This window comes from Sphingobacterium sp. UDSM-2020 (genome assembly GCF_016132525.1).
Lineage (GTDB): Bacteria > Bacteroidota > Bacteroidia > Sphingobacteriales > Sphingobacteriaceae > Sphingobacterium > Sphingobacterium anhuiense.
The window spans coordinates 675641-687721 of record NZ_CP066166.1; the positions used below are offsets into that span (position 1 = coordinate 675641).

A 12081-nucleotide genomic window follows, 5' to 3' on the forward strand; every position below is an offset into this window, starting at 1 on the left:
AGTAAATGATTCAGTTATTTTTTAAAACAGCATTTAGGCAGCTCGTAAAGCACCGGTACTATTCAATTTTGACCATTATTGGTTTAGGATTAGCGATTGCATGTGGTTTGTTCATTTACATTTACAATAGCTATCAGCTTAGCTACGATCAATTTCATCATCAAAAAGATCGGACTTACATGGTTGTTTACGATCTTAAGCTGGAGCAGGTTGAGCATGAAAAAGGAGGATCATTTGCCATGTATGAGGCCATTTCGAAAGAAATGCCACAGATCGAGAAAACTGCTTTATATATTGACAAAAAAGATTTCACTATAGAAATCGAAGATAAACAGTTCAAAACAGATGGAAAAGCAGCTTTTGCTTCTTCAAATTACTTTAATATGCTTCATTTCCCCTGGGAACAGGGGAATCCTAAAGATTTAGATGCGCCTAATACTGTCGCGCTTACTGCATCTACTGCTAAGCTTTATTTCGGAGATGAAAATGCAATAGGAAAAACAATCCTAGTTGAGGGTGAGTTTCCTATAAAAGTTATTGGTATTATCGATGATAGTCGAAAGAATTCTGACTTTAGATCGGAAGTTTACTTTTCCTTAAAATCGATTCCGACACTTTTTAAGATCGATACAAAGGATGATTATTTTCATAATTGGGGTTATACAAATACGAACAACAATATTTTATTGACTTTAAGGAATAATGAAGATAAGGTTCAGGTAGAAAAAACAATCCATGAGCTTGTCGGAAAATATTATGATAAAAGTGTACTAGAATATTATTCCTATAAACTGCTTCCGTTAACCGATTTTCATTTTGATAAAGACTATGGAAAAGGTACCCAAAAATCGCTACTACAGATATTGTCAATTATTGCCCTTGGCATTAGTATCATGGCAATCGTGAATTACAGCAATATTCTTTTTGCGCAACAGATGAACCGTAGTGTTGAAATGGGGGTAAGAAAAATTTTAGGGAGCTCAAAGAAACAACTCTTTTACCAGTTTTTATTGGAGACTTTAATATTGACCCTTCTGTCCACTATTTTTGCACTCATTTTATTAAGCATTTTCCTAAACTGGAGTAATGAGTATCTTTTTCAAGATGAACCTATAGCAATTCTTTCTTTTAGTTCACTGATTAGTATTGTCGGATTGACCTGGATCTGCACGGCTCTTCTGACTAGTGTTTATCCTTTACTTTTCGTCAATAGGACACCTATCCAAGATGCTCTAAAAAAACTGACAATGGGTCCATGGAGTTTCACCAGAAAGTCTTTCATTATTTTGCAAAATGTAATCGCGATGGTACTTCTGATCGCAACCTTAGTGATCATTCTTCAAGTCAATTATCTTAAAAATACGGATCTGGGATTTGAGCGCGAGCAGGTATTCCTTTTTCCTATGAAAAAAGAAATGTTTGCCAGCAAAGAAAAAATTAAGCATTTCCTTGCGAAACGGCCTGACATTACCTCATTTAGTTTTTGTGATAATCCGCCAGCAAATGATAAAGTTTGGGGAGGAACTATTCAATTTGATGATCGCTCAGATTGGGAAAAATGGCCTGCCCGTTATGCTATTGCTGACTCTTCATATATTAAAACATTTAATATCAAACTTGTCGCTGGACATAATTTTAATGATAACCCCAAGAATCCGGAGTTTTTGATCAATCAAAAAATGGCTAGGGACCTCGGATATGAGAACCCATATGATATCTTAGGGAAAAACCTTAACGCGGGAGGATTAAATGAAGAAAGCATCGGAAAAATTGTTGGTGTTGTAGCTGATTTTAGTACAAACTCTCTAAAGGAAGGTATAGCGCCGACAGTTATCGGTTATAATGCGGGGCGTTTAAAAAATATAGCCATCAAGTTTAATGGTACAAATCCACAGCAATTTATACATGAATTTGAACAGCAATGGAGGGATTGGTACCCTAAGGAAATATTTGAATATAAATTTTATGATGAACAAATCGCTAATTTGTATGCAAAAGAAACACTAACTGAAAAACTGATTTGGATCGCTGCGGTCGTTTCTGTTATCATAAGCACTATGGGCTTTTTAGGATTGTTATCGATTACTATTCTGAAGCGAACCAAGGAAATTGGTATCCGAAAAGTTCTTGGCTCTTCTATAGCAGGAATTATTCAATTATTGACGCAAGATTTCGTTAAATGGATGATCATTTCTGGTATAATAGCTACGCCTATTGCCTTTTATTTGATGAATAGATGGCTGGAAGATTTTCCATTCCGAATTGAGCTGACATGGTGGATTTTTGCTTCAGCGTTGCTCTTTGGAGTCATGACTACGTTATTGGTAATCAGCTTTCAATCTTTCAAAGCTGCGCGGGCAAATCCGGTAGACAGTTTACGGGATGAATAAGTAACGCGATTAATAAACCCAAAATAAGATAATTAAACCCGAAGCTTAGCGCTGCGGTAAAAAATATAGCTATGTTAAAGAATAATATCAAAATCGCCTGGCGCAATATCATAAAACGTAAGTATGAAAGTTTAATCAATCTTTTGGGTTTGATCTGCAGTATTACTTTCGTCATACTGGTCGGCGCATATGTTTGGGAAGTGCATCAGGTCAATAGTGAACTTCGCAACAAAGAGCAACAATATATATTACAAAGTAATTATAAGAAAGAAGGTTTCGGCATCCCACTAACAAGTATTGGTGCTTTGCCAAAGGCTTTAAAAGAAGAGTATCCACAATTGGTGGCAAATTATTACCGCATCGACGGTTTGACCTGTATTGTCTCTCATGGCGAGCAGATATTTGAAGAAGGGACAGTTTTAGGCGATCCGACATTACTGGATATGTTTGGTTTTGAGATTTTTGCTGGAAATTCAACAACTGCATTAACGAAGCCTTTCACTGTGGTCATCACCGAAAAAGCTGCTCAAAAGTATTTTGGAAAAATAGATGTTTTGGGTCAAACACTTGAAATCAAAAACTTCAAAGGCGATAAGCAACCCTTCACCATTACAGGTGTAATCAAAGAAAATACTCAAAACTCCGTCATGCATTTAAATGACGCCATGAAGTCCGATATTTTTTTACCGATCGCGAGTGAATCTTATTTCGGAAGGTCTATCGACAACTGGCAAAACCCTTATATTGCATCATTTATTGAGCTACAGAAAGGTGTTACGCCTGAGCAACTCGCTATTCCTATCCAGGATCTGGTAAAGCGCAATACGGATGGTGAGTTTTCAACAAACTATGCCCCGGATTTAAAGCCTTTGAAAAGTTACTTTTTAGATGATAATAAGGGAGCTGTCCGCAAAATGATTGCTACTTTACTATGGATTGCAGGCTTCGTATTGTTGATGGCCATCATTAACTTTATCAATATCACCATCAGTCAAAACATTACCCGATTGAAAGAGATCGGGATTCGCAAAATGATGGGTTCTTCCCGTTCGCAGATCATATCCCAGTTGATAGCCGAATACATGACAACCATGCTGATTGCTGTCACGATCAGTCTTCCTATTTATGTACTTTTAAGTCCTATTTTTGAAGAAATCTTTATGCGTAAGTTACCATCGTTGACAGCACTACCTTTTAGTTTTTATATTTTACTTTTCTTATTTGCATGTATTGTTGGTCTTTTAGCAGGTATCTATCCAGCAATCAAACTTTCAGGCAATGACATTCTACAGTCTGTAAAAAATAAGTTTACACAAGGTAACGGCAAGCAGGCCGTTCGTCGTGTACTCATCTTCACACAGTTTGCGGTCGCTGTCATTATACTAATGGCTACAATCATTATATCGAAACAAATTAATCTATTTATAAATGGTGAGCTGGGCTATAATAAAGAATCGGTATTGAACGTTCAGGTACCCCGTGACTGGACCGAACAGGGGCTTAAAAAAATGGAAACGACGCGAGATGAGTTCCAAAGACTTCCACAAATAGAGTCCATTAGTCTTTCTTATGAGATCCCTGGCTTTATAGGAGGCAATAATCAAACACTTTTCAACACGAAATCTGAAAAAATAGTGCATTCTAAAATCATTATGTCTGATTCTTATTTTGCAAAAACGTATCAGATCCCGCTATTAGCGGGTCATTTTTTAAATCCTAACAGTTCTCAAAATGACCAAAATCCTGATGTGGTCATTAATAAAGAGGCACTGCTCGCTTTAGGGTTTACAAAAGCGGAAGAGGCTATTGGCCGAACAATCGGTTTTGGAGAAGCTAACGTTCCTGTCATGATATCTGGGGTAACAGCAGACTTCGTTCCAAACTCCATGAACGATGAAGCTACGGCAATAGCGTGGATCAATATTTCCAGATCTGCACAATTCCGATTTTTGAGTATCCGTTTAAAGGATGGTTCTTTGTCTTCATCTATGGAGGCTTTGGAAAAAAAATGGAAAGAACTCCTTCCTGATGCACCGTTTGAGTATCAATTTACAGATGACCGCATCCAAAAATTATATGAAACAGAACTGCAATTGCAACGTGCCTCCCAGATTGCAACTATTGCATCTTTACTGATCGTCGCCTTGGGCATCATCGGGTTGATTACATTATCCATCAACCTGCGTAATAAAGAAGTGGGTGTACGCAAAGTGCTTGGTGCTTCTTTGATGCATTTAATTTTACTTTTTTCAAAAGAGTTTTATCTCGTTTTTATTCTGGCTTTATTGGTAACTATACCTGCCAGTTATATGCTGATGAATGTCTGGTTACAGAATTATAATAATCGTATTGTTATCGACGTAGGGACATACCTGCTTCCATTGGGGTTTTTAGCATTATTGCTGGGTACACTGATTGTAGGTATTATATACCGTGCTACGCGATTCAATCCGATTGAGAAGTTAAGGGATGAGTAAAAAACAAAGCCGTAGGAGTTACGAAGCAAACTATACAAGCCGACTGAGAGGTGGGCGGTTTATAACTGGTGTTTTCCTACGGCTTAAGGTTTTAAAATGCTAATCTAAATTGTCATAAGCTTAGCTTACTCCTATTTTTCATAGTTTCTTGCTTCTATTTAAGATTTCACCTTATTTATCTGTAAATACGCAAATCCAGGAAAGTTCTTTTTACTGGATATCTTTTGCTCTAAATGATAGTCTTCCTTCTTATCTAAATAATCTTGTAAAACCAACATCAAATTTTTAGGAGATATAGATCTATCGATAGAATTTTGACATTTATTAAGTATTTCATAAGCGATTCTTTCTTCTGTAAAATAACCTTCTACAAACAACTGTCGCATAAGACTTCTTAATTGTTCAATTTCTGTAGCTGTTGAATTATTAAAGCAATCAATATCATGTCTTGAATCTATTAACAAGAAGATAGTTTTGATAGCTTTCTTGTTTTCATCCAACTGTTTGAGCTCATAAATTACACGATCACTAAAAATAGTTACAAACATGTCATAGTCAAACTTTTGATGATCAACATCAACAGATTTAGGGTAAGCTGCTCCGGCATTATAATCTAACACCTGTGTAAATATGTAAAGATCATGCGCATAGACACTCTTTATTTTAAAAGTCTCTATTTTTTCAATAAAATCATGCTCTTTACCCATTAAAAATGAAACTTCTTCTGTTGATAAATGTTTTGCTGTCCGTAGTAGCATCATGCGGTAGATAATGGTGATTTCAATCTCACTACACCGAATTGTGTGGACTTTGGTTCCTGGTATAATTTCTTTTTCCATAATTCAATAATATTGTATAGTTATTCTATACAAAGAAACATTATTACTAGCATAATTCAAAACAATTATATAGATAAATAATTCATTTTATAATTTTATCTATACATTACAATATAGTATATGATGTTTTTATAACAACAAAACTCAACGAATTTTTGGTAGATAGGTAAATCAATAACTATAGTTCGAGAAACTGCGATAAAACACTCATTAATAACCTTATGATAAGTAATATTCAAACTTGGTATAGACATCTCATTGAAAAATTTTGATCAACATAATAATCTCATAATCGATATTTACAATGGACATAGCCTAGAAATATTTTAAAATCTTAAAGTGCATTCGTACGAAAACGAACGAAAACTGTTCATTTTCGTACAAACCTCAACTGTAAAAAAATAATTAAACAAATACAAATCAAATACATAAATATTTGGCAATGCAATTGTTTTCAGATGTATGTCCCATACTATATTGATAGGACCCTGTGAAATAAAAACAATTATTATGTTGATCAATAATCTTAAAATCGCCTGGCGGAATATCACAAAGAATAAACTGTATTCCAGTATTAAGATTGGTGGCTTTGCCTTTGGTATTGCCATCTGCATTTTAATTGTTTTATATATTAAACATGAGACGAGCTATAATAAGTTTTATCCAGATGTTAGCCGGATCTATCGTATTGTATCAGAAATTCCGGATGGGGATGATGTGATGAGAGGTTTATCTTTGACTGCACCAGCGGCAAAAGTAATTAAAGAGGAAGTCCCGACAGTGGAACAATCCGGTCGGATATTGCCCAATCCGCTTTTTGGGGCTGGAGGTAACCAATTAACATTAGGATCTGGACCAGAGAACTATTATGACGATGGGTTTGTGTACGTTGATCAGTCCATTTTGGAAATGTTTCCATCGCCCATGATCTATGGACAATTAGAGCATGCTCTGGACAATCCAAATTCTATCGTCCTGACCAAAAGTAAAGCTTCAAAATATTTTAAGGATAATCCTGTAGGTCAACAGATTTATCTGAACAATGATAAATCGAAGGCTTATACGATTAGCGCTGTTATCGATGATATCCCAAGCAATTCGACACTGTATGGCTACACATTTTTCATGTCTTTAGCAGGTGAGCCTTTATATCCAGGTGAGCAAAATAGTTGGATGGCTACAAATTACACTGTCTATGTCAAACTGAGAGAAAATAGTGATCCAAAGCAAACGCAAAGTATTATTCAGAAAGTATATATAGATGGTCATCTAATCCCTGAGACGCAAAAAGCAGGTGGAAGCATTAAACCTTGGTTTCGTCAGGTAAAAATGTATTTACAAAATGCTTCTGATATACACCTTTACTCTACGGGTATCCGCGATGACAAAGTCTCGATATTAAATCGGGGAGATATTAAGATGATATGGGCATTTGCATCTATTGCGGCCTTTATCTTACTGATCGCCTGTATCAATTTCATCAATCTTTCTACCGCAAATGCGGCGACAAGAGCTAAAGAAATTGGTATTCGTAAAACCATTGGCTCAAACAGAAAATCTTTAATTGGTCAGTTTATGGTCGAAGCTATCTGTTATAGTTTAATTTCACTGATCATCGGCCTTTTGTTAGCTTGGATCTTATTACCATTATTTAACAATCTGGCTAATAAAAGTTTAGAGATTCCAATATTTAGCTGGTATTTTATTCCGACACTCCTTGTTTCTTTGCTGTTTATTGGAAGTTTAGCCGGTATTTATCCGGCACTTTACCTATCGGAATTCAAACCTATTTCAGCATTAAAAAATAAACAGGATTCTACTCCAAAAAGTTCGTTATTACGCAATGGTCTTGTTACGTTTCAATTTGCAACTTCTATTATTTTAATCGTGAGTGCACTTATTGCCAATCAACAGGTTAATTTTATTTTAAACAAAGATCTGGGTTTCAGTAAAGATCAGGTCATCGTATTACGTGGCATCACCACTTTATCTCAGGATCTAGCTAGTCTAAAGAATGAATTAAAATCACTTCCTTACGTTTCTGATGTTTCTGTGGGAGACTACCTTCCTGTACCTATTGATGGTGTGAAACGAAATGGAAATTCCTTTGCACTTGATGATAATAAAGATGTACAACTTGGTAGAGGAGCACAATTCTGGCTTGTTGACGATACTTATTTATCTACATTTGAGTTGCGCTTGTCTGAAGGCCGCAATTTCAATCCCAAATTGGCTTCAGACAGTTCGGCTACTATTGTTAACAAAACGCTTGTGGAACAATTGGGACTCACACATCCGATCGGTGCCAAAATCAATAACGGTCAGTCCTGGACTATCATTGGAGTGGTGGACGACTTTATATTTGAATCGCTAAAAGAGGAGTCTGGGCCAGTTTCTTTAGCTCTTGGAAACAGCCCTTCCCTCCTATCTATAAAAGTTAAAACTGGTCATATAGATCAATCTCTTGCACAGATTACTAAAGTCTGGGATAAATTTTCTCCCAATCAAAAGATCAATTATAGTTTTTTAGATGAAGGTTTTGAAAGTTTATATCAGGATGTTGCGCGTACAAAAAATATTTTTACAAGTTTTGCCTTTATCGCTATTTTCATTGCCTCATTAGGTTTATTTGGCCTTGCCACATATATCACTCAACAGCGTACAAAGGAGATCGGTATCCGAAAAGTATTGGGTGCAAGTAGTATTAGTTTGTTAAAACTGCTATCTAGCAATTTCATAAAACTGGTATTCATTGCTATCGTTATTGCTGTTCCCATATCGTGGTGGTCTATGGATACGTGGTTACAGGACTTCAACTATCGCATTGAGATAAACTGGTTATATTTTTTATTGGCAGGCTTTTCGGCTATCCTTATTGCTACCGTTACAATCAGTTACCAAACGTTGAAGGTTATTCGAACCAATCCTGTAGATAGTCTACGCGATGAGTAAGGTTCGTGATAAAATATAATAAAGGATTTTAGTGTTTGTTTAAAATCTCTTCTAAGAGATTAATATGTTTATGTTATGCCGGTTGTTCGATGATGGACAGCCGGCATTTTTTTACTATAATATCTATTATGTACATTCTTCTTATGTAGAAATTTTCCTTGTTGTCAACATAAGTTTTTTCTAATTATCAGTTTTTCCTTTAAGTTTTTCTCATTCATAAATTTATTTATATACATATTCTATACAAACAAACCGAATAACTGGCAATATTCGCAATGATTGTATATTTAAATACAACATTTTGTATTTTTATCTATACAGATGAGCAGACAGTAAATAGTATTATAATGACAAAACTTGGAGAGATTTTAGCAAAGAAATCCGTCAATAAATCTATGGTGGCACGCAAGACGGGACTAAGTAAAGCACGTATCAATGAACTAACGATGAATGATACAGCAAAATTGCGGTTAGATGAAATGTATCTTATTGCTCTGGCAACGGATAGTGATCCAAATGAGATGATGCTTAAATTATGTGAAGACCTACGCTTGAAAGAGCCTGAATAATAAAAATAAAATGATCGATCCGGTCCAATGACAATATAACCGATCGGTTTTTAGATCCTGACTAAAGTATTTGTACGGAAGCGAACGGAAACTGTTCATTTCCGTACAAATATAACCTACCAAAAACAGAAACAATAAGCTCATTAACAGCTACATAACTATTTGGCAACACAATTGTCTCTATTAAGTTACGCCCCCACTATCATCATGATAGGATATGGCTGTGTAAATAAATACTGTTGTTATGTTGGTAAATAACCTTAAAATTGCCCTGCGCAATATTTCAAAGAATAAGTTTTATTCCAGTATTAAAATTGGCGGATTTGCTTTTAGTATTGCAATTTGTGTACTGATCGTTCTCTACATCAAACATGAAATAAGTTACAACAAGTCTTATCCGTCAATGGATCGTGTTTATCGTCTCATTGTCCAAGCTGCAGAGGGAAATAAAATCAATCGCTGGGTATCGCTTTCTGCTCCAGGAGCTAGAACATTAAAAGAGGAAATTCCTGCCATAGAGAACTCCGGGAGAATACTCCCAAATCCGCAATTAGGAGCAGGTAGTAATCAGCTTTCGATTAATAATTTGCCCGATAGTCATTATGATGATGGATTTGTCTATATCGACCAATCCATATTGGATATGTTTCCATCTTCGATGCAATATGGTCAGTTACAGCATGCTTTAGATAAACCGAATACCATTGTGCTGACCAAAAGTAAAGCGCTTAAATACTTTAAGGGTAATCCTATTGGTCAACAGATCTATCTCAATAACAATAAGTCAAAGGCTTTTACCATTACAGGGGTCATCGATGATATTCCTAGTAATTCGACCTTATCTGGATATGGTTTCTTTATGTCCCTGGCCGGAGAACCATTTCACCCTGGTGAACAGAACAAATGGACAAGCAATAATTACACGATTTATATCAAACTGACTCCACAGGCAAATATAGATCTTGTTGAAAAAGAGATTAATAAAATTTACATCACTGGCCATTACATTCCGGAACTGATAAAAGCGGGAAGAAAAATAGGACCTATTGTCCATCAAATTAAGATCAGTCTTCAAAATGCTCTAGACATTCATTTACATTCATCTGATATCGAAGATGATCAAGTATCGACACTAAATCGCGGTGATATTCGCATGGTGTGGATTTTTGCATCGGTAGCTCTGTTTATCCTACTGATAGCTTGTATCAATTTTGTAAACTTATCGACTGCCAATGCCACGACTAGAGCAAAAGAAATCGGTATCCGAAAAACAATTGGATCTAACCGAAAAAGTCTAATCAGTCAGTTTATGACGGAGGCATTATGCTATAGCTTTATTTCTCTATTTTTAGCGATACTCATCGCTCACCTATTATTGCCTGTCTTTAATAATATCGCTCATAAATCAATTGAAATTCCGTGGTTCACGTGGTATTTTATACCTTGTTTATTGATTTCGGCTATTATAATCGGTAGCATCGCAGGGACATATCCAGCACTTTATCTTTCTGGTTTTAGACCTATCACGGCACTAAAAAATAAACTGGTTAACAATGCAAACCCTTCATTGTTACGGAATGGTTTAGTCATTTTTCAATTTTCAACATCGATTATTTTAATCGTTGGGGCATTGATCAGTCATCAGCAAATTCAATACATGCTGCAAAAAGATCTGGGATTTAACAAGGATCAGGTTATTGTACTTCGAGGTCTAAATGTAATAGGCGATCAGCTTGGTCCATTTAAAAATGAACTAACTTCGATTCCCTCCGTAAATCACATTTCCGTTAGCGACTATCTTCCGGTTCCGATAGATGGTGCAAAAAGAAATGGTAACGCGTTTTGGTTAGATGGAAGACGTGAACTTGATCTTGCAACTCAGGGTCAGTTTTGGAGAGTCGATCAAGAGTATCTGGCTACTTTTGAAATTGAAATGGCTGAAGGCCGCAACTTCAATGCGCAGATAGCCTCGGACAGCATGGGAATCATCGTTAACAAACAGATGGTTAAAGAAATGGGAATTAAGAATCCAATCGGTACAAAGATTACGAATGGTGAAACATGGACAATTTTAGGGGTAGTCGATGATTTTATTTTCGAATCGCTCAAAGGTGAAGGTACAGCTCCGGTTGGTCTGGTACTCCGGGATAGCCCTTCATTGTTGTCTATTAAGGTAAAACCGCAACATATGGATGAGACACTGAATGCGATAGCAAAAGTCTGGGATCAGTTTAGTCCAAATCAAAAGATCAATTATAGCTTTATGGATGAGAGTTTTAAAATATTATATCAAGATGTGGAGCGAACAAAAAATATTTTCACCTGCTTTGCAGTTGTCGCCATCTTTATCGCTTCACTGGGTCTTTTTGGACTGGTCACCTATATCACGCAACAGCGAACTAAAGAAATTGGTGTTAGAAAGGTTTTAGGGGCAAGTGATATGCGCTTATTGAAATTATTATCGGAAGATTTTATGAAACTTGTATTTGTCGCTATTGTTATTGCTACACCTATTGCCTGGTGGGCCATGAATACATGGCTTGCGGACTTTAATTACCGTATCGACATCGGTTGGATATATTTTATTATTGCTGGTGGATGTGCTATTCTGATTGCTTTGGCAACAATCAGCTTGCAAACATTAAAGGTAATCCATACAAATCCCGTGGAGAGTTTAAGAAATGAATAGGATTTTCTGATCACCAGCTGTATTTGTTGTGGGATTGAGATTCATTATTGTTCAAAACCGAACGTAAACTGTTCAATAGCGAACAGGTAATTCTTAAAATAAAAATAACAAATCACTGACTACTAATTGATAAGGAGAATGGCAAAATGATTGTATGTTATAGTG

The 12081-nt window shown here is 35.9% G+C and carries 6 protein-coding genes; 5 read left to right on the plus strand and 1 reads right to left on the minus strand.

What is annotated here, in order from left to right; genetic code table 11:
* The first annotated feature begins 5 nt into the window (after nt 1-5).
* Nucleotides 6-2390, plus strand: a complete 2385-nt coding sequence (locus JAZ75_RS02830) for an ABC transporter permease (protein WP_208700167.1) — start codon at nt 6-8, stop codon at nt 2388-2390.
* 71 nt (nt 2391-2461) lie between these two features.
* The gene (locus JAZ75_RS02835; protein WP_208700169.1) at nt 2462-4867 is read left to right on the plus strand and encodes an ABC transporter permease; all 2406 of its coding nucleotides are present in this window, start codon (nt 2462-2464) and stop codon (nt 4865-4867) included.
* Between the two features lie 158 nt (nt 4868-5025).
* On the opposite strand, the gene JAZ75_RS02840 is transcribed toward JAZ75_RS02835, so the two are convergent.
* The gene (locus tag JAZ75_RS02840) at nt 5026-5706 is read right to left on the minus strand and encodes a hypothetical protein (RefSeq protein WP_183915940.1); all 681 of its coding nucleotides are present in this window, start codon (nt 5704-5706) and stop codon (nt 5026-5028) included.
* 510 nt (nt 5707-6216) lie between these two features.
* Here JAZ75_RS02840 and JAZ75_RS02845 point away from each other — a divergent pair.
* The 3 genes from JAZ75_RS02845 to JAZ75_RS02855 all read left to right on the plus strand — a co-directional run bounded on the left by JAZ75_RS02845 (nt 6217) and on the right by JAZ75_RS02855 (nt 11916).
* Nucleotides 6217-8658 carry an ABC transporter permease gene (locus JAZ75_RS02845; protein ID WP_208700171.1) on the plus strand — a complete coding sequence of 814 codons (2442 nt, stop codon included), beginning with the start codon at nt 6217-6219 and terminating at the stop codon, nt 8656-8658.
* A gap of 275 nt (nt 8659-8933) precedes the next feature.
* Nucleotides 8934-9227, plus strand: coding sequence for a helix-turn-helix domain-containing protein (locus tag JAZ75_RS02850; protein WP_021192029.1), 294 nt, complete (start codon nt 8934-8936; stop codon nt 9225-9227).
* A 244-nt stretch (nt 9228-9471) separates the two neighbouring features.
* Complete coding sequence (locus tag JAZ75_RS02855) at nt 9472-11916, plus strand: ABC transporter permease (RefSeq protein ID WP_208700173.1); 2445 nt, start codon at nt 9472-9474, stop codon at nt 11914-11916.
* Nucleotides 11917-12081: the final 165 nt, after the last annotated feature.